Here is a 24,246-nt window from a genome sequence, read left to right on the forward strand (position 1 = left end):
GCTGCTACTACTACGGTCGCAGGGCTCGCAGCAGCAGGTCGGCGAGGTGTTCGGCGACCTCCTGCGGGGTGAGCGGGCCGTCGGGGCGGTACCAGGTCGACAGGTGGTGGACCGAACCGAAGTGGTAGTCCACGACGAGATCGGCGGGGGTCGCCGTGGAGAACACGCCCTCCCTCTGCCCCTCTTCGATCAGGGCGCGGAACCGCTCGTGATAGCGCCGGCGCTCCGCGCGGACCTGCTTGTTCTTCTCCGGGCTGAGATGGTGCATGGACCGGAAGAAGATCATCGCGTCGTCGAGGTTGTCGATCGTCGTCACGACGACGTCCGCGGCGGCGGCGCGCACCCGCTTCTCGATCGGTTCGTCGGCGCCCGCGAGCACGTCGAGGCGCTCCTGCTGGACGCGGAGCACGCGCGCGTAGACCTCGTGCAGGAGGTCGTCCTTGGAGCCGAAGTAGTGGTACAGCGCCCCCTTGGTGACGCCGGCCGCCTCGACGATCTCCTGCACCGAGGTGCGGTCGTAGCCCTGTTCGGCGAAGAGCCGGGTGGCGGCGGCGAGAAGCCGTTGCGGGACGGGCGTACCGTCGCCGTCCGTCGTCCTGGGCACTGCCGCCACCTGCCTTTCCTGGATGTTCACTCGCTCTGGTGCGACCGGGTACGCAGTTCCCGTCTGAGGATCTTCCCACTGGCCGTCTTGGGCAGTTCGGGCAGGATCTCCACCTGGCGCGGGTACTTATAGGCGGCCAGTCTCTCCTTGCAGTACACCGCGAGCGCGTCCGGGTCCGTGTCGGCGCCCGGCCGGAGGCTGATGTACGCCTTGACCGTCTCGCCGCGGTAGCCGTCGGGCACCCCGACGACGGCGGCCTCGCGCACCGCCGGGTGGGTGTAGAGCACGTCCTCGACCTCACGCGGCCACACCTTGAAGCCGGACGCGTTGATCATGTCCTTCTTGCGGTCGACGACGTACAGCCAGCCCTGCGGGTCCATGAACCCGATGTCCCCGGTGCGCAGTTCGCCGTCCGGGAAGGTCTCGGCGGTGGCGTCGGGGCGGCCCCAGTACCCGGGCACGACCTGCGGACCGCGGACGAGGATCTCGCCCTGCTCGCCGACGGGCACCTCGGCGCCCCGGTCGTCGACGATCCGTACGACGGTGTCGGGTCCCGGCACCCCCACGGCCAGCGTCCCGGAGCCCGGGTCGACGGGCGCCTCCAGGCTGGGCGGCACGGAGGCGCAGGGGGCGGTGCACTCGGTGAGGCCGTAGCCGTTGCGGATGTACGGCCCGAACCCGGCCCGGAACTTCTCCACCAGGGCGGGCGGCAGCGGTGCGCCGCCGGAGGAGATGTTCCGGAAGGACGCGAAGTGCTCGCGGGTGACGGCCGGATGGGCGGCGAGTGCCATGAACGCGGTCGACGGGCCGACGGTGTAGTGCGGCTGGTGCTCGGTGAACGCGTCCAGGACGACACCGCCCTCGAAGCGGTAGACCAGGACGAGCGTTCCGGCGCTGACGAGACAGGCGCCGAGCTGGCACACCATGCCGGTGATGTGGAAGAGCGGGGCCAGCGCGAAGTACACCGGCGCCTCGGGCAGCGCGAGCCCGGTCCGCTGCCGTTCGGCGTTGTACATGATGTTGCCGTGGGTGTTGGTGGCGCCCTTGGGGGTGCCGCTCGTCCCCGACGTGTAGCTGATCAGCGCGGTGCCGGACGGGACCGGGTCGCGGCCCTCGGGTGCCTTGTGGCCCTGGCGCGCGACGGTGACGAGGTCGTCGGCGTCCGCGGCCCGCGGCAGCCGCTCGAAGGCGAGCACGCGCGCGTCGCCGCGGGTCTGGAAGTCCAGCTCGGAGGCGGTGAGCACGATCCGCACCGGCGATCCGGCGGCCGTGTCGCGCAGGTACGACTCCCAGGCGCGGTCGGAGCAGATCAGCGCGGCCACCTCGCCGTCCCGCAGGACGTGGGTGACCTCCCCCGACTTGTACATGGGGTTGACCGGGACGACGATCGCGCCCGCCTTCCACGCGCCGAGCAGCGCGAGCACGAAGTGCGGGGAGTTCTGGAGCAGGATCGCCACCCGGTCGCCGCGCTCCAGGCCGCGGGCGGCGAGGTGGCCGGCGACGGAGTCGCTCAGCTCGTCGACCTCGCGGTAGCCGAGCCGGCCGTCGAAGTAGGTGAGGAAGGTGCGGTCGGGGCTCTCCGCGGCGACCCGGCGCAGGCTGTGCACCAGGGAGTCCTCGGGGGTGACCGGCCCGCGCTGCGCCTCGTTCAGGAGGGCCAGCCAGGGGCGGGCCGCGTACCCGGATCCGGTCACGACTCCGTCTCCCACTTCTGCTGGAGGTGGTTCATGTTGGTCAGCCAGCGGTCCGGGTCGGAGGCCCTGAGCTGGTAGTACCCGGCGACCTCGGGGTGCGGCAGGATCAGGAAGCGGTCCTCCTCGATCCCCTTCAGCAGGGCGTCCGCGACGGCCTCGGGCTCGATCGCGGTCGGCTGGAGCACCAGGTCGCCCGCGCTGCCCGTGGCGGCCAGCATGTCGGTGCGCACACCCTGCGGACAGATCGCGTGGACCTTGATCCCCCGGTGCCGGTACGTCAGCGACAGCCACTCGGCGAAGGCGTACGCGCCGTGCTTGGTGACGCTGTAGGGCGCGGCGCCGATCATGGTGAGCAGTCCGGCGGCCGACACGGTGGAGACGAAACGGCCGGCGCCGCGCTCCAGCCAGCCGGGGATCAGCTCCTCGGCGGCCCGGACGTGCGCCATCACGTTCACGTCCCAGGCCCGCGCCCAGACCTCCTCGCCGGCCGCTTCCGTGCCGCCGGACCCGAGCCCGGCGTTGGCGCAGTACACGTCGACCGTGCCGCCGAGGGCCTCCCGCGCCGCACCGACGATCGTGGAGGCGTCCCCCGGTACGGCGATCCCGCCGATCTCCTCGGCGACGGCCCGCGCCCGGCCGGCGTCCAGGTCGTTGACGACGACCCGGGCTCCCTCCGAGGCGAACCGGCGGGCCAGCGCGGCTCCGATGCCGCCTCCGGCTCCGGTGACGACCACTCCCGCATCCTGCACGGCTTCCACCATCGGTCTCCTTCGACGCGGCTCGGCTCGGCTCTGCGCGGCCAGACTAACCGGTCGGTATGCGAAGAAGGAAGGCCGGTCGTGACCCCGGAACGGGCCGGCGGGAGGCGGAGGGAGGCATTCACATTCGATAGTGACTCTGCGTGTTCAATGACTACAGAGGGGCATAACCCCTGTACCGAAGTGGCGCGCCCCACGGCCAACCGTGGCCGACAGCAGGACATTTCGCCCTCATCGCGCCGCTTCGGGGGACGAGGAGGCCCGTCGTGGCGGAGCAGTCGATGAGTGTACGGCCGTACTGGGAGCTGACGTTCGACGCGGAGGGGAACGTGGACCGCGGGGAGCGGGAGCGGCTGTTCGCCGGGGTGGCGCGGGAAGGGGTGCGCGATCTCCTGGTCTTCGCACACGGCTGGAACGCCGACCGCGCGACCGCGACCCGGCTCTACGACCGCTTCTTCGCACCCCTGCCCGCCCTCGCGCCGGGCGCCGCGCTGGGGTACGTGGGCGTCGTCTGGCCGTCGATGCGCTTCCCGGACGAGCCGGTCCCGGACTTCACCCCCTCGGCGACCGCCGCGCCGTCCGCCCGGCCCGCACTGGACACCGGGACCCGGCACGCGCTGCTGGAGACGTTCCCCGGCCGGGCGGAGGTGCTCGACCGGATGGGCCACCTGCTGGACGAACGCCCCAGGCAGAGGGCCGAGTTGGCGCGGTTCGGCGAACTGGTGCGGCAGTTCGTCGAGGTCGGGCCACGGGAGCCGTTCGCGGCGGACCTCTCGGCGGAGGGCGAGCCCTGGATGTTCTCCGCACCCCCCGAGACCGTCTGCGACGAGTTGGCGCGGGCGCTCGACGGGCTCGCCTCCCCGGGCGGCACGCCGGGCTTCTCCCTCCCCGACCCGTGGGACGGCGCCCGTGAACTGCTGCGCCAGGCCGCGTACTTCGCGATCAAGCGGCGCGCGGGGACCGTCGGGGAGCACGGGCTCGGCCTGGCGCTCGGCCAACTCGCCCTGTCCGCACCGCGGTTACGGGTGCATCTGGTGGGGCACAGCTTCGGCGCGCGGCTGGTGGCGTTCGCGTTGGCCGGGCTGCCGGAGGGAGTGCGGCCGGTGAAGTCGGTGACGCTGCTCCAAGGGGCGTTCTCGCACTACGCGTTCGCGGCCTGTCTGCCCGAGGAACCGGGTACGGGCGGGGTGCTGCGGGGACGCCAGAACCGGATCGACGGTCCGCTGGTGTGCTGCTACTCGCACTTCGACTCGGCGCTCGGCACGATCTATCCGCTGGTCTCGTGCCTCTCGGACGACTGCCGGTCACTGGCCGGCTCGGGCCTCGGCGGGCTGCTGGGCCCCAAGTGGGGGGCGCTGGGCCACGACGGGGTGCGAGGGGTGCCGGGAACGGTGGAGGTGACGCTCGCCGAGGCGCTCGCCACCCGGTTGCCCGACTCGGGCTGTGTGAACGTGGACGCCGCTTCGGTGGTCCGGCGCGGCGGCGCGCCGGCCGGGGCGCACAGCGACATCCTGCACCCCGAACTCGCCCGGGTGGTGCTGGCGGCGGGCCGGATCGCCCGGCCCGCCGCCGCGCCGACGTCACCGGTGTGACGTGTACTCCACCACCTGCTGGAAGGTGGGCCGGTTCTGCCAGCTGATGTTGGAGTGCTTGATACCGCCGAGGGTGCGCTGCACGATCGAGTCGGCGCACCACTGGTCGCCCGCCGAGCAGAGGGTGTCCCCGGGGTAGACCTGGGCCGCCGTCCGGCCGGCCGCGGTCTTCAGGGTGTTGATCAGCATGGTCCGGCAGTCGGTGAGGCTGCCGCCGCCGCAGTACTTCTGGTCGAGGCCGCCCCGCACGGACTGCCCCAGCACCGCCCTGATGTCCTTGTCCACATAACTCCACCAGCCGTACTGGAAGGAGCTGCCCGCATGGGAACCGGTCGGACCGTGCGCGGCCGACGGCGACTCGTCGACCGTCAGGTTGGCGGTGAAGGCCGTGTACAGGTCGCTGCCGAGGCCGGGCTGGAACTCGCCCTGCACCAGCAGCGGCCACCACGCGTCCAGGACGCGGATGGCGTCGGCGTTGGCGTAGGTCTTCGAACCGGCCGCGGTCTCGGTGCGTTTGGCGCCGGCCGTGACCCACGCCGACAGCTTGGCGACCGCCGCCGCCGCGGTGGAGTCGGTCACCGTCGAGCTGTTGATCACCTGGAGCAGTTCGGGCAGTACGTCCTCGGCCCGCAGATCGGCGAGGGCCGCGTCCGCCATCGCCTTGACCAGTGCCGTACGGGTCACCCCGCCGGCCGCGACCAGTTTCTTCACCCGGTCGTCGAGGAGGTCGCCGCGGTGGACCGAGCCGTCGCCCCAGGAGGCGGTGGTGTAGTCGTCGGCCTGTTTGTTGTTCCAGGAGACGTAGTAGTCCTGGTCGATGGAGTTGGGGTGGGCGGAGGCCGGTGTGTGGTCGGAGGTGTTGGTGGTGGGGTTCCAGTTCTTCCACTCGTAGGCCGCCTGGCCCCAGACCGGGAACTCGGCGTCGACGCCGGTCGCGCGGACCGGGTTGTCACCGCTGTTGTAGTACGCGGTGTGCTGGGAGTCGGCGTAGAACCAGTTGAAGGTGAAGTTGATGTGCTGCACGGCGCTCTCGAAGGTCTGCGGACTCTTCACGTAGTCCGGGTCGTTGAGCATCTGGAAGCCGATGATCGAGTCGACCTCGTGCAGGTACGACGAGCGCAGGGTCGTGTAGGCGACCTTCTTGCCGCCGACGGTCGCCCTGTATTCGACCGGGCCGTACTTCGTTCTCCAGACCTTCATCGTGTAGGAACCGGCCGCGGTGCCGTCGGCGGTGGTCGGCTTCCAGGAGTTGGCCTGCTGGATCTGGTCCATCGCCGTGCAGGTGCCGTGGAAGAGGTAGTGGTAGTCGTCCTGGCAGAGTTCGACGGCGTAGGTGTCGATGATGTCCTGGCCGGAGGTGGTCGCGCTCCACGAGTAGTCCTGGCCGCGGCCGAGTTCGACGTACATGCTCAGCCCCGCGAAGGAGGCCCCGCGGGCGCTGATGCCCGGTCCCTGGATCTCCTGGAGCATGAGGAGCTGCGGCGCGAAGTAACCGGTCTGCGGACCGAACACGGCGATCGGGTGGCCGCTGGCGGTGTACTTGCCGCTCACCACAAGGGCGTTGGACATCCCGCGTTTCGCGGAGGTCAGCGTGGTCGCGGCGGCCGTTGTGGAGGCGGTGGTGGCGGCGGCGATGGCTCCGCTGCCGGTGCGGTCGTAGACCAGCGGTTCCTGGGTCACCGAGCCGGCGTCCGGAAGGGCCTCGCCCTGCGCGCTCGCGGGCTTGGTGGCGTACGGGAAGCTCTCGCCGTTGTGGACGGTGACGGCGGCCTCGGGGTCGTTTCGCTCGCGGAAGGACTCCCAGACCCTGGTGCCCTCCTCGACGCCGTACTTGGACTGGGCGGCGATCAGCGACAGCGCGTTGTTGACCTCGCCGCCGCCGCCGGAGCCGAAGAGGGTGCCGATGACGGAGGCGAGCGCGACCAGGTCGGTGATCTTGAAGTGGTCGATCGTGCCGGCGTTGGTGATCGAGTCCTTGTGGCCGGTGAGGACGTACTCGCCGGGGAAGTAACGGCCGCTGTCGGAGGCGTCGATGTAGGAGTTGATGCCGTCCAGGTAGGCGTTGGCGTCGGTCAGCGCCTGCTGGCCGCGGGTGCCGTTGTTGGCGACGGCGCTGTCGATCTGGGTCTGCAGGTCGGCTTCGCTGTACGGGGCGTTGCGGTAGAACTCCTGCTCAAGGCCCTGGTTGGCGGGCGCGCCGCCCGCGAAGGTGGTCAACTGGCCGCGTCCCACATGCCGGAAGACGTCCATCAGCCAGAGCCGGTCCTCGGCGGCGGCGTACCCGGCGCCGAACTCGGTGCCGTACCGCGTGGTGCCTGTGATGTGCGGCACACCGCTCTTCTTGTCGCGGACGATCGACACGTCGGTTCGGCCGGCCGGCTTCTCGGTGGAGGCGACCTGGTCGGAGGCGACCCCGAAAGAGGCGTCGTTGAAGAAGTTGTTGATCTTCGCGTCGGTCAGCGTGGAGGCCCCGGTGGCGAGGTTGGCATAGGGCCCGAGCTGGTCCTCCGCGTGCGAGGGCTGGGTGCCGAAGGCCTGGTTGAGGAGGACCTGGGCGAGGGTGGCGTTGCCGTTCTCGCCGGGCGGCAATATGTCCGAACACTGGCCGCCGCAGTAGTCGTTCGATGCCGTGGCGTCGGCGGCCACCGCCTGGGCGAGCGGGGACAGCAGGGCGGCGACGAGAGCACAGACGGATGCGGTCTTCAGGAACCCCGGGAATCCCCCGGGAGTTCTCAGTCTGTCGAGCACGTTACGTGGGGTGCGCCGAGGCATGGCAGCTCCTACCGACGGGGGTGGGCCGGACGTTACCGCCGGTATCCCCGAGATTGAAGATGAACATGCGTCACTTTTTGGAGTCGGGTGGATCGGCTTATGGGGAGCCATCGGAAATTCGATGGAGCCGAATCGCTTGTCGATACGTCTATTCGGCGACGTCCGTACGACGACGCCGAGGTGACCGAAGTACAGGTGCAGGTGTGACGGAGGTGCAGGGCGATGGCCGGTTTCCGGAGTCTGGCGAGACAGGTGCGAGATCCCCGGTGCGATCTGGCGCTTCGGCGCTACTCACTGCGCAAGTGCCTTGAGCGGTTCGCCCCTTACGGGCACCGCGCGACCTGGGACCATCTCTGCTCCCGGGCCGGGTTCGGTACTGAGGACCGCTCCCCCGACCCGGCGCGGCTCGTGGCCGCACTGGAGGAGTTGGAGGAGGCCCGTTCGGTCTGGCTCGCCTACGAGGCGGAGTTCGCGGAGCGCCGCAAGAAGGAGAAGCACGACGGCCTGCGCCGCCCGGGCAGTGTCGACGACTGGCACCGGCTGACCTGGGGCGGCTTCGGGGTCGCCTGGTGCGACGACCCGCGCGTCCACCCGCACGGACCGATGGCCGAGGTGCTGCGACGGCTGATCGCCGCTCTGGAGCGCGAACCGGGCTCGGTCTGCCCGGCGTGCGGCGGGGAGCGCCTCCGATGGAAGTACGGCCTGGCCCATGAGCCGTCGTCGGGCCCGGTCTGCGCCGACTGCGGAATCCTCGTCCCGCGCCCGGTGCTGACAACAGACGCCCTGGCCTACGCCAGGCGGGGGCCGCTGCTGATGTCGGCGTAGCCGACCGGGGGTGCGCCGGGGATGCCGCACCCCCTCTGTTCCCCGGTCCGGCCATTGGCCGGTGCACCGGGTCCCCTGTTCCGCGCCCGGCACCCGGCGGGCCGGGGACGACGACGCTAGCAGGCGTTAATTGCCTGTCTCCACCCCTTTCCCGTCGGGAGAGTTGGGGGCGAATGGACCGCTCATGAGCACGCGGTCCGTGAGCCGAGGAGCCCCGATGTCGACGCTGCGCGTCACCGCCGAAGTGCTGACCGTCCACGAGCATCCGAACGCCGACGCGCTCGAACTGGCCCAGGTGGGCCTGTACCGGGCGGTCGTGGCGAAGGGCGCGTACCGCACCGGTGAGACCGCCGTCTACATCCCGGAGCAGGCCGTGCTCCCGGCCGGTCTGATCGAGGAGTTGGGGCTCACCGGACGCCTCGCGGGCAGCGGCGCGGACCGGGTCAGGGCGGTGCGGTTGCGCGGTGAGCTGTCCCAGGGCATCGTCTGCCGGCCGAGGGCCCTCGCCGACGTGGACCTGGGGCGGGCCGCCGCCGAGGGCACCGACTTCGCGGACCGGCTCGGCATCACCAAGTGGGTGCCGCCGATCCCGCCCACGATGAACGGCGACGTCGAGGCCGCGCCGGACCTGCTGCCCTGGGTGGACATCGAGAACATCCAGCGCTTCCCCGACATCTTCACGGCGGGCGAGGACGTGGTCCTGACCGAGAAGCTGCACGGCTCCGCCTGTCTGCTGACGTACTTCGCCGAGGACGGCCGCGTCCAGGTCTCCTCGAAGGGCTTCGGCGCCAAGTCCCTTGCCCTGAGGGAGGATCCGCGCAACCTGTACTGGCGCGCGGTCCGCGGCCACGGCGTCCCCGAAGCCGCCGCCCGGCTCGCCGAGCGCCTCGGCGCGCGCCGCGTCGGGATCTACGGCGAGGTCTACGGCGCGGGCGTACAGGACCTCGCCTACGGCGCCGACGGCCGCCGCTCCACCCTCGGCTACGCCGTGTTCGACGTCCGAGCCGACCTCGACGGCACGCTCCACTGGCTGGATTCCGCCCAACTCCTGGACGGGGTACTGCCGTTGGTGCCCCGGCTGTTCCGGGGTCCGTACGACATCGACCGCGTACTGGAGTGCGCGAGCGGGCGCGAGACGGTGTCCGGGCGGGAGCTGCATCTGCGCGAGGGCGTGGTGATCCGGACGGCGGTGGAGCGGTACAGCCCGGTGACCGGCGGCCGGGCGATAGCCAAGGCGGTCAGTCCGGCGTATCTGACGCGGAAGGGCGGTACGGAGTACGAGTGAGCGGGGCGGGGGCCGCGGCAGGCCCCCGCCCCGCCCGCGTCGACAGCCGTGATCCCGACTGCTGTTCACCGAAGACGTCGTCGGGGTTGGACAGTACGCAGGTGGCGAGGGACAGGCAGCCGCAGGCGATGCAGTCGGTGAGGTGGTCGCGGAGGCGGTTGAGCTGATGGATGCGTTCGTCGAGTTCGGAGCGCCAGGCCTCGGAGAGACGGGCCCAGTCCTCCCGGGTGGGGGTGCGCTCCTCGGGGAGTTCGGCGAGCGCCTCGCGGATGGTGGCGAGGGGGATGCCGACGCGTTGGGCGGCCCGCACGAAGGCGACCCGGCGCAGAGTGTCACGCGTGTAGCGGCGCTGGTTGCCCGCGGTGCGGCGGCTGCTGATCAGCCCCTTGGCCTCGTAGAAATGCAGGGCCGAGACGGCGACACCGCTGCGCGCGGCGAGCCGGCCCACCGTGAGTTCGTGGATCTGCTCGGGAATCTGGGGCACCTCCGCAACCCTACCGACCGCGACCCGCCGGGTCCCGGTTCCGGTCCGTTGACAGGCGCCCCGCGGCCGACCATGCTAAGCAGTTGCTTAGACAGATGACGCAGGATGACGCGAGAGGCCGGGACATGGCAGAGCCGAGGATCTTCACCTCCGTCGACGAGCTGAAGGCGGCGGTCGGCGAGCAGTTGGGGCACACCGACTGGCTGGAGATCGACCAGAAGCGGATCGATCTCTTCGCGGAGGCGACGGGCGACCACCAGTGGATCCACGTCGACCCCGAGAAGGCGGCCGCCGGCCCCTTCGGCACCACCATCGCGCACGGCTATCTGACGCTGTCCCTGCTGCCGCTCTTCGGGCCGCAGCTGATCAGGGTCGAGGGCGTCCGGATGGGCGTCAACTACGGGGCGAACAAGGTCCGTTTCCCCGCCCCGGTCCCGGTCGACTCCCGGCTGCGGGCCACCGCGACGATCACCGGGGCCGACGACGTGCCGGGAGGCGTACAGGTCACCGTCGCCTTCACGGTGGAGCGCGACGGCGGCGACAAGCCGGTCTGCGTGGCCGAGTCGGTGTCGCGCTACTACCTCTGACACCCCCAACAGCCCGCGCCCAGCGGCTACTTGGCCCCCACCATCCGCAGGACGAGGTCGGCGTAGAGCGCGCCGACCTCTTCGGGTGTCCGGGGCCCGTCGAGACTGAACCAGCGGGCCACGTCGATGCAGAGCGAGAGGACGGCGAGGGTCGTGCCCCGCACGTCCAGGACGTCGAACTCCCCGGCCGCCACACCGTCCTCGATGATCCCGCGCACCTCGGCGTCGACCTGCCGTCGCAGCGCGAGGATCTCGGCGCGGGCGTCCGGGCCGAGCGAGTCGAGTTCGTACTGCACGACCCGCGCGGTGGTACGGCCGCCGGCGTGCCAGCCGACGAAGGAGCTGACGGCGTCGGCCAGCCGCTCGGCCGCGCCGCCCTCGCGCCGGGCCGCCGTGCGCAGGATCTCCAGGGCCTTCTCGTGGCCGATCCTGCTGATCCGGTGGAGAAGTTCTTCCTTGGTCTTGTAGTGGATGTAGAGCGCGGCCGGGCTCATCCCGGCGCGGCCGGCGATGTCCCGGGTGGTCGTCGCGTGGTAGCCGCGCTCGGCGAAGGCCTCCACGGCGGCCACGAGCAGCCGCCTGGCCGCGTCAGGCGTGACCTCGCCCCACGGCTGCGGCTCGCCGCCGGCCGTCTCCTCCGCCGTACTCATCGCTCGTAAGCCCCTCTCGGATGACAGGAGCTCCACCATACCGCCGAAGCTGAGCGGGCGCTTAGAGTGCCCGCTCAGGGCTGCCCGCGGGAGCCGGGGGCCGGCGGCGGGGGTCAGAGCTTCTCGAAGGGGTCGTGCTCGGCGAGGAGTTTCTCCAGCCGTGCCTGGTCGACCCGGCTGACGATCTGCCCGGCCTCCTGGCGGTCCCGGACCACCTTCGCCAGGGTGAAGGCGGAGGTGACCAGGTACAGGACGGCGATGCCGAGGAAGGCCCGTACCCAGGCGTCGGCGTGCAGCCGGAGGATGCCCATGGCGGTGGCCCCGAGGGCGATCGCGAACGAGGCGACGGCCTGGCCGTGATAGGCGGCCGTGGTCTGCTGTTTGACCGGTGTGTCACTCATGGGTCCACCATGCGGCGGACGCGGCAGGCGCCGCATCCGTCGGGATACTCAGCTCGCGTACTCAGCTCGGCCGCTCGGTGACGGCGGGGCTCAGAACGCCGAAATCCCGGTCAGGGCACGCCCGATGAGCAGTTTCTGGATCTGGCTGGTGCCCTCGTAGAGGGTCATCACGCGGGCGTCGCGCAGCAGTTTCCCGGCCGGGTACTCGTCGATGTAGCCGTAGCCGCCGAAGACCTGGAGGGCGTTGTTGGCGGCGCGGACGGCCGCCTCCGAGGCGAACAGCTTGGCCTTGGAGGACTCGGTGGCGAAGGGCAGCCCGCGGTCGATCAGGTCGGCGACCCGCCAGGTCAGCAGCCGGGCCGCGTCCACGTCGACGGCGATGTCGCTGAGCAGCTCCTGGACCAGCTGGTGGTGGGCGATGCTCTTCCCGAACTGCTCGCGCTCGCCCGCGTACCGCACCGCCACGTCCAGGGCGGCCTGGGCGATGCCCACGCAGCCCGCCGCCACCGACATCCGCCCCTTGGCCAGGGCCGACATCGCGACGGAGAAACCCTTGCCCTCCGGTCCCAGCATCGCCGAGGCAGGCACGCGGACGTCCTCCAGCACCAGTTCGGCGGTGGCCTGGCCGCGCAGGCCGAGCTTGCCGTGGATGGTGCGGCGGGTCAGGCCCGGGGTGTCGGTGGGCACGAGGAAGGCGGAGACGCCGTGGTGGCCGGGGGCGTCCGTGGAGCGGGCGAAGAGCAGGACCACGTCGGCCCAGGTGCCGTTGGTGATGAACATCTTGGTGCCGTTGACGACGTAGCCGTCACCGTCGCGGACCGCCCAGGTGGCGAGGTTGCCCGCGTCGGATCCGGTGCCGGGCTCGGTGAGGCCGAAGCAGCCGAGGTACGCGCCGGAGGTCAGCCCCGGCAGCCAGTGCCGCTTCTGCTCCTCGTTCCCCCAGCCGGCGATCGACTTGGCGACCAGCCCGAGGGAGACGGAGACGATGCCGCGCACGGAGGAGTCCCCGCGGCCGAGCTCCTCGGTGACCAGGCAGTACGAGAGATGGTCGCCGCCCGAGCCGCCGTACTCCTCGTCGACGGTCAGCCCCAGGAAGCCGACCTCGCCGAGCTTCTTGACGATGCCCCGGTCGACCTCCTCGGCGCGGTCCCAGGCGATGACGTGCGGCGCGATCTCCCGGGCCACGAAGTCCGCGGCGAGCCGCCGTACGGCCTCCTGCTCCTCGCTGAGCCCCAGGTTCATGACGCCTCACCCCAAGTCGAAAGCCGTACGGGATAGAACCGCGCCCTTAAATTAGCACTGCTAGTTTACGTCGCGCAGCCCTACTATGTGCGCCATGGCCCGACCGCGCAAGCCCCTCCTCAGCACCGACCGCATCGTCGAGACAGCCCGCGCGCTCGTGGACGCGGAGGGGCTGGCGGCCGTCTCCACCCGCCGGCTCGCCGGCCGGCTGGGGGTCAGCGGGCCCTCGCTCTACAACCACTTCCGGACCAAGGACCAGATCCTGGAGGCGGTCGCGGACTCGGTGAGCGCGCAGGTCGACCTGTCGATGTTCGAGGACGTCCGGGACTGGCGGACGGCGCTGCACGACTGGGCCGTCTCCTATCGCGCCGCCCTGCGCGACCACCCCAACATCGTGCCCGTCCTCGCCACCGGCCCCGGCCGCCGCCCGGCCGGCCTGCGCCTCGCCGACGCGGTCTACGGCGCGATGGTCGACGCGGGCTGGCCGCCGGCCCAGGCCACCTCCATCGGCGCGCTGATGCGCTACTTCATCATGGGCTCGGCGCTCGGCTCCTTCGCCGGTGGTTTCGTCGACGACCAGAGCGCCTACGACCCCGCCGACTACCCCCACCTCGGACAGGCCCACCTCCTCGCCGACCAGCAGGAGAAGATCGACGAGCGGGCCTTCGAGACCGGGCTCACCGCGCTGCTCGACGGGCTGGCGCACCAGTACGAGCAGGTCGGCCGGGCCGGCTGAGACGTCGCGGGGGGCCGGAGCGTCCGTGCCGCATGCTGGAACCATGGCCACCGGGCGTTCCCGCGTGCCGCCCGGCGCCGCCCGACGGCGGGACGCGGACCGCGAGTGAGCCGGCGCGGTGCGCGGGGGCCGCCCTCCTCCACGCTCGGCGAACGCCTGCGAGAGCCGGCCGGTGCCAGGGTCCGGGGAACGAGCGCCGGCCGAACTGCCGCGCACGGACGGGGCGTTGCTCCGTCGCCGTGGAGCCGCGACGGTCCCGTCCGAAATCCGCCAGCCCTTTCCCCGCGCCCTCCCTAACGTCAAGGAGCATGATGAACACCTCCCGGACCCGGCTGCTCGCCGCCGGTGCCACCTGCGTCACCGTGGTCCTGTGGGCCTCTGCCTTCGTCTCGATCCGCAGCGCGGGCGACGCCTACTCGCCGGGCGCCCTCGCGCTGGGGCGGCTGCTGGCGGGCGGTCTCGTGCTCGGGGTGCTGTGTGCCGTGCGGCGGGAGGGGTGGCCGCCGCGTGCCGCCTGGCGCGGGATCGCGATGTCCGGGGTGCTCTGGTTCGGCTTCTACATGGTCGTCCTGAACTGGGGCGAGCAGCAGGTCGACGCCGGTACGGCCGCCTTGGTCGTCAACACGGGCCCGCTGCTGATCGCTCTCCTCGGCGCCCGGCTGCTCGGTGACGCGATGCCGCCGCGGCTGCTGGCGGGCATGGCGGTGTCGTTCGCCGGTGCGGTGACCGTGGGGCTGTCGATGTCGGGCGGCGGCGGTTCGTCGGTGCTCGGAGTGGTGCTGTGCCTGCTCGCGGCCGTCGCCTACGCGGGCGGGGTCGTGGCCCAGAAGCCCGCGCTGAGCCGTGCGAGCGCGCTCCAGGCGACGACCTTCGGGTGTCTGATCGGGGCGATGTGCTGCCTGCCCTTCCTCGGACAGCTTCTCCACCAGGCGGCCGACGCGCCCATCGCGGCCACCCTCAACATGGTCTATCTGGGCGTGTTCCCGACCGCGCTCGCCTTCACCACCTGGGCGTACGCCCTCGCCCGTACGACCGCGAGCCGCATGGGCGCCACCACGTACGCGGTGCCCGCGCTGGTGGTCCTGATGTCGTGGCTCGCGCTCGGTGAGGTACCGGGAGTGCTCACACTGGCGGGCGGGGTGCTCTGCCTGGCGGGGGTGGCGGTGTCGCGGTCTCGTTCCCGCAACCGGGCGGAGCGGGCCGCGGACCCGGCGCCGCAGCCCGAACAGGTGCCGTAGGGGAGGGAGTTCAGAACACCACCAGGGCCCGGCCGCCCTTTCCGGCGACCATGTTCGCGAAGGCGTCCGGGATGCCGTCGAGACCGATCCGCTCCGTCACCAGCGCGCCGAGGTCCAGCCGGCCCGCCCGGACGTGGTCGGCGAGCACCGGCAGGTCCTTCGCCGGGTCGGCGTTGCCGTAGACGCAGCCGGAGAGGGTGCGGCCCCAGTGGAAGAGTTCGAGGGCGTTGAAGGTGATCAGCTGGTCCTTGCCGCCGATGCCGACGACCGTGGTGCGGCCACCGCGGCGGGTGGACTCCCAGGCGGTGCGGATGGTGACGGCTCGGCCGGCGCACTCGACGGCGACGTCGACCCCCTGTTTCCCGGTCAGGGCGCGGATCTCGCGGGCCGTGTTCTCGGAGGCGACGACGTAGTCGGTGGCCCCGGCGGCGCGGGCCAGCTCCTCCTTCGCGGGGGAGACGTCGACGGCGACGATCCGCTCGGCGCCCGCGATCCGGGCCGCCTGGAGGGTGGCGAGGCCGACCCCGCCGACGCCGAACACCGCGACCGTCTCGCCGGCCCGGACCCGCGCCGAGTGGTGGACGGCGCCGTAGCCGGTGAGGACCGCGCAGCCGAGGAGGGCCGCGTCGGTGAGCGGGACGCCCTCCGGGGCGGGCAGTACGCAAGCGGCGGGCACCACGGTCTCCTCGGCGAACGCGGCGACGTTCAGACCCGGGTGGAGATCGCTGCCGTCGGAGGCGCGGTGGGCGTAGACGTCGGCGGCGCCGTTCAGGGCGTTGGCGCAGAGCCACACCTCGCCGAGCGTGCAGGCATGGCAACTCCCGCAGGACGGGGCCCAGTTGAGGACGACGGTGGAGCCCGGTGAGACATGGGTGACGCCTTCGCCCACGGCGACGACCGTGCCCGCGCCCTCGTGGCCGAGGACCGCCGGGACCGGCACCCGCATGGTGCCGTCGGAGAGGGACAGGTCGGAGTGGCAGACGCCGGCGGCGGCGAGCCGGATCCGGACCCGGCCGGGACCGGGGTCGGGCAGGTCGATCTCGGTGATCTCCAGCGGGGCGCCCACGGCGGGCAGGACGGCGGCGCGGACCATGCGCGTGCTCCTCGGGGTCTAGAACTGGAGGGACTTGGTCTGGAGGTACTCGGAGAGGCCGTGCGCGCCGAGTTCGCGGCCGACGCCGGACTGCTTGTAACCCCCGAACGGGGCACGGGGGTTGAAGCGTCCGCCGTTGATGTCGACCTGCCCGGTCTCCAGCCGGCGGGCGAAGGCGACCGCCTCGCCCTCCTCGCCGGCCCAGACGGCACCCGCGAGGCCGTAGACCGTGCCGTTGGCGATGCGGACGGCGTCGTCCTCGTCCTCGTAGCGGATGACGGAGAGGACCGGGCCGAAGATCTCCTCCTGGGCGATCGTCATGCCGGGGGTGACCTCGGCGAAGACGGTCGGGCTGACGAAGTAGCCCTGTGCGCGCGGGGGTTGGGGGCCGCCCGCGACCAGCCTGGCGCCCTCCTCGATCCCCTTCTCGATGTAACCGCGCACCCGGGCCCGCTGCTTGGCGTTGACCACCGGGCCGATGCGGTCGCCGTACTTGGCGGCGGCGGTCGCTGCGAGGTCGACGGCCTGGTCGTACTGGTCGCGGTGGACCAGCATCCGGGTCCACGCGCTGCACGTCTGGCCGGAGTTGGACATCACGTTGGCGACGCCCACGTGGACGGCCTTGGCGAGGTCGGCGCTGGGCAGGATCACGTTGGCGGACTTGCCGCCGAGTTCCAGGGCGACCTTCCTGACGGCGGCGCCGGCGGTGGCGCCGATCCGCCGGCCCACGGCCGTCGAGCCGGTGAAGGAGACCAGGTCGACCCCCGGGTGCTCGGCGAGGGCCTGGCCCGCGACCGGTCCGAGGCCGGTGACGAGGTTGAAGACACCGGCCGGGACGCCCGCCTCGGCGACCGCCTCCGCGAACAGCTGGGCTGTCATCGGGGTGTCCTCGGCGGGCTTGAGCACCACCGTGCAGCCCGCGGCGAGCGCCGGGGCGACCTTGGCGACGATCTGGTGGAGGGGGTAGTTCCAGGGGGTGATCGCGCCGACCACACCAATCGGCTCGTGGTAGACGGTCGAGTTGCCGACCTTCTCCTCGAAGGGGTGGGTCGCGGCCAGCTCGGCGTAGGAGCCCGCGACCGCGATCGGCACCCCCGCGTGGACCGCCTGCGAGAAGGCGAGCGGGGAGCCGAGTTCGGCGGTGACCGTCTCGGCGATCTCGTCCTTGCGGGCCACGAGCACGTCCCGCAGCGCGGTGAGCCGGGCGGCCCGCTCGGCGGGCGGGGTGGCGGCCCAGCCCGGGAGGGCGGCACGCGCGGCCCGTACGGCGGTGTCGACGTCCTCGGCGCCGCCGGCCGGGACCCGGCCGATCACCTGCTCGTCGACCGGGTTCACGACGTCGATGACCTCCCCGCTCGCGGCGGGGCGCCAGGCGCCGTCGATGTACAGACCGTCGTGTGCCTTCATCGTGCTTCCTCCCGGGCGTGACCGCGTCGTCCGCCACACAAACTAGCGGTGTTAGTTTTCCGGCGCCAGGGATCGCCGGAACCGGACGCCGGTCCGGGTCAGAAGTCGGCCCTGGCGCGGTCGTCCACCCTGCCCACCGATTCCTGGGCGAAGGCCTTCTCGTAGGCGCGGCGGACCCGCTCGATCCTGCGGTCGCGGACGGCCGCCTGCTTCACCGGATACAGCAGGATCAGCTGGTACGACCGCTCCTTCTCGATGGTGCCGGTGGTGTCCCTCCACTGTCCGCGCCCGGTCAGCACGGTGAGCCCGCCGGGGAAGCCGGGCGTGACCTCCTTGTCGACGAAGTCGCCGAACTGCCGCTCGGTGACGGCCGGTCCGCCGTCCGGCCGCTCGGTACCGAAGAAGAGCCGCGTCTCGACGTACTCCGTGCCGCGCGTCGGCGCCGGTGCCGACTCCTGGGCCGGGGGACGGGCGCCGAGGTGGGCGTACGCGGCGGGGGCGGCGGTCAGCAGGACGCCGGCCAGCGCGAAGGCCGCCCGGTCTCGGGTGATATGTACAGTCATGGGCCCATCCGTACCGGCTGTCACTCCTCCAGGTCGGGCAGCCGCGCCGGTGACGGGCAGATGCGTTCGCCGTGCTGGTCGAAGACGAACAGATGGGCGATGTCGACCAGCAGCGGCACCTGCATGCCGTGCCGCAGCCGGAGGTCGGGGGTGGTCCGCACGACCAGGTCCCCGGGCAGCCGCCCCTCGGGCGGCGCCGGCTCGGCAGCCGCGTCCCCGGGGCGGTCGAGGACGACGACCGGCCCGGCCCGCAGCACTCCCGCCCGCTCCCGCAGCCGCTCGATGACGCTTCCCTCCCTCCGTCGGCGCCGGACCGGACGGGCGGGACGCGGGGCCTCCAGGTCGGGTACGACGGCGGGGCGGGAGCCGGTGTCGAAGTGCGCGAGGACCTCGTGCCCCTGGAACTCCACGTGCCGCACCAGACCGCTGAGCACCACCTCACCGGGCCGGCGCGCGGCGGGTCCGGCGATCCGCACGGCCTCCGAGCGCAGCCCGACGATGACCTCGCGGCCCTGCTGGACCCGGAGCAACCGGTGGTCCAGGCAGAGGGGTTCGGGCAGCCGCAGGAACTGCTTGCCGAGGCTGATCGTCATCGCGCCGTCCAGTGGGGCCCGGACCACTCCGCGCAGAAGGTTGATGCGCGGGGTGCCGATGAACGCGGCGACGAACACGTTGCGGGGCAGCCCGTAGACCGCGCGCGGAGTGCCGACCTGCTGGAGGACTCCGCCGCGCAGTACGGCCACCCGGTCGCCGAGCGACATCGCCTCGGCCTGGTCGTGCGTGACGTAGACCGTGGTCACGCCCAACTTCCGTGTGAGGGTGGAGATTTCGGCGCGCAGGTGGTTGCGGAGCTTGGCGTCGAGGTGGGAGAGCGGCTCGTCCATCAGGAAGGCGGAGGGGTGGCAGGCGATGGCCCGGCCCATCGCGACGCGCTGGCGTTCGCCGCCGGAGAGCTGGCCGGGGAGGACTTGCTCACCTGGTGCAGGGAGATGGCGCGTGTCATGGCAGATGCCCCCCGGGGGCTCACTGGACGCCGGTGCCCGGCGGTCGGAACGCCTCGTGCGGGTCACGAGGCCTGTGAGTCACGGAAGTCAACGGACGGTGCGCGCCCGGGGGAAGAGACCGGACGGGATCGGACGCTCCGGTCCCGGTCGGGCGGAAACGGACGACCGGGTTCAGGAGGCGGGGGGTGCGGTGAGCGCGGCGACCTCCACGGGCACGCCGTTGAGGACCGCGTTGCCCGACAGCGGGTCGAGCAGACTGCCGTCGAGGAGCTGGTTGACGTTGACACCGGGGTCGGCGGAGGCGTGGCCGAGCCGGGTGCCGGGCCGGTCGTGGCCCCAGCCGTGCGGCAGGCTCACCACCCCGCGCCGGACGGCGTCGGTGACCTCGGCCGGCACGGTCACCTCTCCCCCGGCGCCCTTCACCCGCACCGGCTCCGCGTCGCGCACGCCCAGCCGTGCCGCGTCCTCGGGGTGGATGTGCAGGGTGCAGCGGTTGGAACCGCCGGTCAGCGCGGGCACGTTGTGCATCCAGCTGTTGTTGGAGCGCAGGTGCCGGCGGCCGACCAGGACCAGACCGTCGCGGCGCTCGTCCCTCGCCTGCCGGAGGCGGGGCAGGTCGCCCGCGATCGGCTCCGGCAGCAGCTCGACCTTGCCGCTCCTGGTCTTCAGCGGCTGCGGCAGCCGCGGCTTCAGCGGTCCGAGGTCGATGCCGTGCGGCCGGGCGAGCAGCCGCTCCAGGGTCAGCCCGTCGGGCCGTGCGCCGAAGCCGTCGCCGTAGGGGCCGAGGCGCAGCATCAGGTCGAGCCGCCGCTCCGGGCCGGTGTCGCCGGTGAGCCGCGCGGACAGCTCGCGCGGGTCCCGGCCGTGCACGGGCGAGTGCGGGTCCGCGACGGCCTTGGCGAGCGTCTGGTCGAGGACCATGGTGTCGACGGCGGCCGGGTCGGTGCCGTGCATGCCGGTCGCGGCGAGGACCAGCCGGGCCAGGATCTCGGTCTCGGCCATCCGGCCCGGCTCCAGCGGGACGGCGGGGCGGGTGTAGCGGACCTGGTTGCGGATGGCGAGGGTGTTGAACGCGAAGTCGTGGTGCGGGCTCTGGGCGGGCGGGGGCGGCGGCAGGACGACGTCGGCGTGGCGCGCGGTCTCGTTGAGGTACGGGTCGACGCTGACCATGAAGTCCAGTCCGTCCAGCGCCTTGTCGAGGCGGGCGCCGTCGGGTGCGGAGAGCACGGGGTTGGCGGCGACGGCGATGAGCGCCCGGATCGGCTCGCCCTCGGCGGTGACGGTGTCGATCTCCTCGGCGAGCGCGGAGAGCGGCAACTCGCCCTTGGCTTCCGGGTGTTGGCTGACCCGCGAGTGCCAGCGCCCGAGGGCGAAGCCGCGGCCGGGTCCGGCGGGCCGGGGTGTCCGGTCGGTGGCGGCCTGCGGGAAGAGGGCGCCGCCGGGCCGGTCCAGGTTGCCGGTGAGGATGTTCAGGACGTCGACGAGCCAGCTGGCCAGGGTCCCGTGCGGGACGGTGCAGCTGCCGATCCGGCCGTAGACGGCGGCGGTCGGCGCGGCGGCCAGTTCGCGGGCGAGGGCGCGCGTCTGCGAGGCGTCCACGTCACAGGCGTCGGCGACCGCCTCGGGGGTGAAGTCCCTTACGGCCGCACGGAGTTCATCGACGCCCTCGACGTGCGGCGCCAACTCGCCCAGGTCCACCAGCCCTTCGTCGAAGAGGACGTGGGTCATGGCGGCGAGCAGCAGCGCGTCGGTGCCGGGGCGGATGGCGATGTGCCGGTCGGCGAGTTTGGCGGTGCGGGTACGGCGCGGGTCGATCACGGTGAGGGTGCCGCCGCGCGCCTTGAGAGCCTTGAGCCGGCCGGGGAAGTCGGGGGCGGTGCACAGACTCCCGTTGGATTCCAGGGGGTTGGCGCCGATGAGGAGGAGGTGGCTGGTGTGGTCGAGGTCCGGCACCGGGATCGCGTTGGCGTCGCCGTAGAGGAGTCCGCTGGAGACGTGTTTGGGCATCTGGTCGACCGTGGAGGCGGTGAAGACGCTGCGGGTGCCGAGGGCGCCGAGCAGGAGGGTGGGGTAGAGGGCGCCGGCCATGGTGTGCACGTTGGGGTTGCCGAGGACGACGCCGACGGCGTGCGGGCCGTACCGTTCGACGACCGGGCGCAGGCCGGCCGCCACCGCGTCGAACGCCTCCTCCCAGGTGGCCTCGCGCAGTTCGCCGTCCCGGCGGACGAGCGGGGTGCGCAGCCGGTCGGGATCGCCGTCCACGGCGCCGAAGGCGGCGCCCTTGGGGCAGATGAACCCGCGGCTGAACACATCGTCGCGGTCGCCCCGGGCGCCGGTCACCTGGGTGCCCTCGATGGTCAGGGTCAGGCCACAGGTGGCCTCGCACAGCGGGCAGATACGCAGGGCGGTGCGGGACACGGGTCCTCCCGGGGGCGGCGGCATTGCCTGTCCCGGTGAGCATACCGACCGGTATGGACGGTGGCGAGGGGAGGGCCCGCCGCGGATCCCGGAACCCGTCAGTCCAACACCCGCGCCAGATACGCCCGCAGCAGCTCCCGCGTCTCCGCGATGATCTTCTCGTCACCCTCCGGAGCGACCCGGAAGGCCAGGTGGACCAGGGTGTCGGCGGTCTCCACCGCGATCAGGAAGGTGCGCCGCATGTCGTCGTCGGGCTCGCCCTCGAAGTAGTCGGAGAGGAGGGCGGAGAGCCGGTCGGCGACCCGACGGTTGGGTTCGGCGTGGCCCGAGCCGACCGGTATCTGGTTGCCGAAGTCGACGAGGGAGAAGCCGGGCGCGGTGCGCTTCATCGCGAGGTACTCGTCGAGGACGGCGTCCATGGCGGCCCGCCAGCCCGCCGCGCCGGTCTCCTTGAGCCGCTCGGTGACGCGCTCCGTGTAACGCTCCAGATTGCGCTGGGCGAGGGCGTCGGCCATCGCGCGCTTGTTGCCGAAGAAGCGGTAGACCGAGCCGATGGGCACCCCGGCGCGCTGGGCCACGGCACGCGTGCTCAGCGCGTCGTAGCCCACTTCGTCGAGCAGGTCGGCGCAGGCGTCGAGGATTCTGGTCAGCCGTTCGGCACTGCGCCGCTGGACGGGCGCACGACGGAGCGAAGTCGCTTGGGACACGGGCTTCATGATGCCTTTCCGTCGCGGTCCGGTGCAGCTCGCCCCTCAGTACGGAACCGGGTGCCCGATGCACTCATCGACCGGTTCCGGCTCCCGTTCCGCTTCCGTCCGGCGTGGCCTGCGACTCCGACGCGGTGATGTCCGCCGTGCTCTGGACCGGCTTGCCGTGCACGGCCCACACCGTGCCGTCGTCGGCGTAGAGGCGCGCGGTGACGTGGTGGGTGCCGTGCGGCACCAGGGCACCCGGCAGGTCGTACTCGGAGGCGCGAAGCCGGGCGACGACCGTGCGGCCGTCCACGAGCAGCCGGACGGTGCCGCGGCCGGCCACCGCCTTCGGCGCCGTGCCGGCGGGCGAGAGACGGAAGCCGTGGACGGTCAGCCGGACGTCCCAGTCGGCTGCGGCGGTCACCGGTGCCACCTCGATACCGATCTCCGGCGCGCTCTTCTCGTCCACTTCACGGTAGTGCCGTCCTCCCTCGTCCGTGTCTTCCAGCACCTTGCCCACGGGCGAGGCCGACGGGCCGTTGTCCCGCCCGTGTGCCTCGCCCGAGCCACAGCCCGCCGATCCGGCCGATAACAGCGCACAGACCGCGAGCACGGCGGGAAGTCCGCGCGTCCACGACATGCCGGGGAGCCTAGGACACCGGTCTGACAGCGCGGATCCCCCTCAGGTCGGGTTCCGCGTCACCGGCTGGGAGGAGACCGGGTCCGCCCCCGGTGGGAGGCGGCCCTCTTGCGCGCGCGAAAACGTAATCCTACGGTGAACCATAGGAATCGAATCGCAAGGGAGCGATCATGACCGTTGGGGGCACCTTCCGCGCAGGCGGATCCGAGCCAGGGGAGGCGCGGAAGACCGCCGAGGGACTGACTCATCTCCACGGCTTCGGCAACGAGCACAGTTCGGAGGCGGAGCCGGGCGCCCTGCCCGAGGGCCGCAACGCCCCGCAGCGCGCCCCCCTCGGCCTCTACGCGGAGCAGCTCAGCGGTACGGCGTTCACCGAGCCGCGGGCGCACAACCGCCGCTCCTGGCTCTACCGGATCCGCCCCTCGGCCGCCCACCCCGCCTTCGTCCGCGCCGACAACGGCGGGGTGCGCACGGCCCCCTTCACGGAGTCGGTGCCCGACCCCAACCGGCTGCGCTGGAACCCGCTGCCCGAACCCGCGCCCGGCACCGACTTCCTGGCCGGTCTGTGGACCCTCGGCGGCAACGGTGACGCCACCCGGCGCACCGGCATGGCGGTCCACCTCTACCGCGCCAACTCCTCGATGGAGCGCGTCTTCAGCGACGCGGACGGCGAGCTGCTGATCGTCCCGGAGCGCGGCGGGCTGCTGCTGCGGACCGAGTTCGGGCTGCTCCAAGTGGAGCCGGGACACGTGGCGTTGGTCCCTCGCGGGGTGCGTTTCCGGGTGGAGCTGCTCGACACCGCGCCCGACGACGGCCGGAGCCAGGCCGCCCGCGGCTACGTGTGCGAGAACTACGGGGCGCCGTTCCAGCTTCCCGACCTCGGTCCGATCGGCGCCAACGGCCTTGCCAACGCCCGGGACTTCCGGGCCCCGGTCGCCGCCTACGAGGACGTCGAGGGCCCCGTCGAGGTGGTGAACAAGTTCTGCGGCAACCTCTGGACGGCCGTCTACGACCACTCGCCGCTCGACGTCGTCGCCTGGCACGGCAACCACGTGCCGTACGCCTACGACCTGCGCCGGTTCAACGTGCTCGGCAGCATCAGCTACGACCACCCCGACCCGTCGATCTTCACGGTGCTGACCTCGCCGAGCGACACCCCGGGGCTGGCCGGCGTGGACTTCGTGGCGTTCGTCCCGCGCTGGCTGGTGGGCGAGGACACCTTCCGGCCGCCGTACTTCCACCGCAACGTGATGAGCGAGTACATGGGGCTGATCGAGGGCGCGTACGACGCGAAGACGGCGGGACCGGGGGGCTTCGTGCCGGGCGGCGGTTCGCTGCACAACATGTTGTCGGCGCACGGGCCGGACCGGGAGACGTTCGAGCGGGCCAGCGCGGCCGAGCTGCGGCCGCAGAAGGTCGACGACGGGCTGGCGTTCATGTTCGAGACGCGCTGGCCGGTGACGGCGACGGCCCAGGCGGCGACGGCCGCGCATCTGCAACAGGGCTACGACGACGTCTGGCAGGGCCTCCAGCGCCACTTCCGCCCCTCGCGATGACCGCC

General features: G+C 72.2%; 21 protein-coding genes and 1 pseudogene. 7 read left to right on the plus strand and 15 right to left on the minus strand.

Going from position 1 to position 24,246, the window contains the following annotated elements:
• Nucleotides 1–10 precede the first annotated feature (10 nt).
• The 3 genes from ABZT12_RS15210 to ABZT12_RS15220 are packed head-to-tail and all read right to left on the minus strand — an operon-like array spanning nt 11 to nt 3,059.
• Entirely contained in the window at nt 11–604 is a 594-nt protein-coding gene (locus tag ABZT12_RS15210) for a TetR/AcrR family transcriptional regulator (protein ID WP_356383140.1), read from the minus strand.
• Nucleotides 605–630: 26 nt separating this feature from the next.
• Nucleotides 631–2,298 (minus strand): AMP-binding protein, encoded by a 1,668-nt coding sequence (locus tag ABZT12_RS15215; RefSeq protein ID WP_356383143.1) that lies wholly within the window; start codon nt 2,296–2,298, stop codon nt 631–633.
• On the minus strand, nt 2,295–3,059 hold the full coding sequence (locus ABZT12_RS15220; protein ID WP_356383146.1) for an SDR family oxidoreductase: 765 nt from the start codon (nt 3,057–3,059) through the stop codon (nt 2,295–2,297). The genes ABZT12_RS15215 and ABZT12_RS15220 overlap by 4 nt, the downstream gene beginning before the upstream one ends.
• Nucleotides 3,060–3,322: 263 nt before the next feature.
• Here ABZT12_RS15220 and ABZT12_RS15225 point away from each other — a divergent pair, with 263 nt between their 5' ends.
• Nucleotides 3,323–4,648 carry a serine-threonine protein kinase gene (locus ABZT12_RS15225; protein WP_356383149.1) on the plus strand — a complete coding sequence of 442 codons (1,326 nt, stop codon included), beginning with the start codon at nt 3,323–3,325 and terminating at the stop codon, nt 4,646–4,648.
• On the opposite strand, the gene ABZT12_RS15230 is transcribed toward ABZT12_RS15225, so the two are convergent.
• The gene (locus ABZT12_RS15230) at nt 4,637–7,420 is read right to left on the minus strand and encodes a penicillin acylase family protein (RefSeq protein WP_356383152.1); all 2,784 of its coding nucleotides are present in this window, start codon (nt 7,418–7,420) and stop codon (nt 4,637–4,639) included. The genes ABZT12_RS15225 and ABZT12_RS15230 overlap by 12 nt on opposite strands.
• Nucleotides 7,421–7,642: 222 nt before the next feature.
• On the opposite strand from ABZT12_RS15230, the gene ABZT12_RS15235 reads away from it, so the two are divergent.
• Both ABZT12_RS15235 and ABZT12_RS15240 read left to right on the plus strand, forming a co-directional pair.
• The gene (locus tag ABZT12_RS15235) at nt 7,643–8,245 is read left to right on the plus strand and encodes a hypothetical protein (RefSeq protein WP_356383155.1); all 603 of its coding nucleotides are present in this window, start codon (nt 7,643–7,645) and stop codon (nt 8,243–8,245) included.
• A 217-nt stretch (nt 8,246–8,462) separates the two neighbouring features.
• Complete coding sequence (locus ABZT12_RS15240) at nt 8,463–9,530, plus strand: RNA ligase (ATP) (protein WP_356383158.1); 1,068 nt, start codon at nt 8,463–8,465, stop codon at nt 9,528–9,530.
• Here the strand turns inward: ABZT12_RS15240 and soxR are convergent.
• Entirely contained in the window at nt 9,484–10,014 is a 531-nt protein-coding gene (gene soxR / locus ABZT12_RS15245) for a redox-sensitive transcriptional activator SoxR (protein ID WP_356383161.1), read from the minus strand. The two genes, ABZT12_RS15240 and soxR, sit on opposite strands and share 47 nt — an antisense overlap.
• 125 nt (nt 10,015–10,139) lie before the next feature.
• Here soxR and ABZT12_RS15250 point away from each other — a divergent pair, with 125 nt between their 5' ends.
• On the plus strand, nt 10,140–10,601 hold the full coding sequence (locus tag ABZT12_RS15250) for a MaoC family dehydratase (protein ID WP_356383164.1): 462 nt from the start codon (nt 10,140–10,142) through the stop codon (nt 10,599–10,601).
• A gap of 26 nt (nt 10,602–10,627) precedes the next feature.
• On the opposite strand, the gene ABZT12_RS15255 is transcribed toward ABZT12_RS15250, so the two are convergent.
• From ABZT12_RS15255 to ABZT12_RS15265, 3 genes are all read right to left on the minus strand, one after another.
• A complete protein-coding gene (locus ABZT12_RS15255; RefSeq protein ID WP_356383167.1) occupies nt 10,628–11,251 on the minus strand; it encodes a TetR/AcrR family transcriptional regulator in 624 nt (207 codons plus the stop codon).
• 113 nt (nt 11,252–11,364) lie between these two features.
• A complete protein-coding gene (locus ABZT12_RS15260; RefSeq protein ID WP_356383170.1) occupies nt 11,365–11,652 on the minus strand; it encodes a YiaA/YiaB family inner membrane protein in 288 nt (95 codons plus the stop codon).
• Between the two features lie 90 nt (nt 11,653–11,742).
• A complete protein-coding gene (locus ABZT12_RS15265; RefSeq protein ID WP_356383173.1) occupies nt 11,743–12,894 on the minus strand; it encodes an acyl-CoA dehydrogenase family protein in 1,152 nt (383 codons plus the stop codon).
• A 94-nt stretch (nt 12,895–12,988) separates the two neighbouring features.
• Between ABZT12_RS15265 and ABZT12_RS15270 the strand changes: the two genes are divergently transcribed.
• Nucleotides 12,989–13,630, plus strand: a complete 642-nt coding sequence (locus ABZT12_RS15270; RefSeq protein ID WP_356383176.1) for a TetR/AcrR family transcriptional regulator — start codon at nt 12,989–12,991, stop codon at nt 13,628–13,630.
• Between the two features lie 311 nt (nt 13,631–13,941).
• Nucleotides 13,942–14,868, plus strand: coding sequence for a DMT family transporter (locus ABZT12_RS15275; RefSeq protein ID WP_356383179.1), 927 nt, complete (start codon nt 13,942–13,944; stop codon nt 14,866–14,868).
• Nucleotides 14,869–14,878: 10 nt separating this feature from the next.
• On the opposite strand, the gene ABZT12_RS15280 is transcribed toward ABZT12_RS15275, so the two are convergent.
• The 7 genes and pseudogenes from ABZT12_RS15280 to ABZT12_RS15310 all read right to left on the minus strand — a co-directional run bounded on the left by ABZT12_RS15280 (nt 14,879) and on the right by ABZT12_RS15310 (nt 22,685).
• Nucleotides 14,879–15,961 (minus strand): Zn-dependent alcohol dehydrogenase, encoded by a 1,083-nt coding sequence (locus tag ABZT12_RS15280; RefSeq protein ID WP_356383182.1) that lies wholly within the window; start codon nt 15,959–15,961, stop codon nt 14,879–14,881.
• A gap of 18 nt (nt 15,962–15,979) precedes the next feature.
• Nucleotides 15,980–17,368 carry an aldehyde dehydrogenase family protein gene (locus ABZT12_RS15285; protein WP_356383185.1) on the minus strand — a complete coding sequence of 463 codons (1,389 nt, stop codon included), beginning with the start codon at nt 17,366–17,368 and terminating at the stop codon, nt 15,980–15,982.
• A 98-nt stretch (nt 17,369–17,466) separates the two neighbouring features.
• On the minus strand, nt 17,467–17,931 hold the full coding sequence (locus ABZT12_RS15290) for a DUF3574 domain-containing protein (protein WP_356383188.1): 465 nt from the start codon (nt 17,929–17,931) through the stop codon (nt 17,467–17,469).
• A 20-nt stretch (nt 17,932–17,951) separates the two neighbouring features.
• A pseudogene (locus ABZT12_RS15295) lies at nt 17,952–18,896 on the minus strand (ABC transporter ATP-binding protein); the annotation flags it as partial.
• A gap of 210 nt (nt 18,897–19,106) precedes the next feature.
• Nucleotides 19,107–21,353, minus strand: coding sequence for a molybdopterin oxidoreductase family protein (locus ABZT12_RS15300; protein ID WP_356383191.1), 2,247 nt, complete (start codon nt 21,351–21,353; stop codon nt 19,107–19,109).
• A gap of 98 nt (nt 21,354–21,451) precedes the next feature.
• Nucleotides 21,452–22,069, minus strand: coding sequence for a TetR/AcrR family transcriptional regulator (locus ABZT12_RS15305; RefSeq protein WP_356383194.1), 618 nt, complete (start codon nt 22,067–22,069; stop codon nt 21,452–21,454).
• Nucleotides 22,070–22,133: 64 nt separating this feature from the next.
• Complete coding sequence (locus ABZT12_RS15310) at nt 22,134–22,685, minus strand: hypothetical protein (RefSeq protein ID WP_356383197.1); 552 nt, start codon at nt 22,683–22,685, stop codon at nt 22,134–22,136.
• 170 nt (nt 22,686–22,855) lie between these two features.
• On the opposite strand from ABZT12_RS15310, the gene hmgA reads away from it, so the two are divergent.
• Nucleotides 22,856–24,241 (plus strand): homogentisate 1,2-dioxygenase, encoded by a 1,386-nt coding sequence (hmgA, locus tag ABZT12_RS15315; RefSeq protein ID WP_356383200.1) that lies wholly within the window; start codon nt 22,856–22,858, stop codon nt 24,239–24,241.
• Nucleotides 24,242–24,246: the final 5 nt, after the last annotated feature.

The sequence above is a fragment of the Streptomyces sp. NPDC005423 genome (assembly GCF_040606415.1).
Classification (GTDB): domain Bacteria; phylum Actinomycetota; class Actinomycetes; order Streptomycetales; family Streptomycetaceae; genus Streptomyces.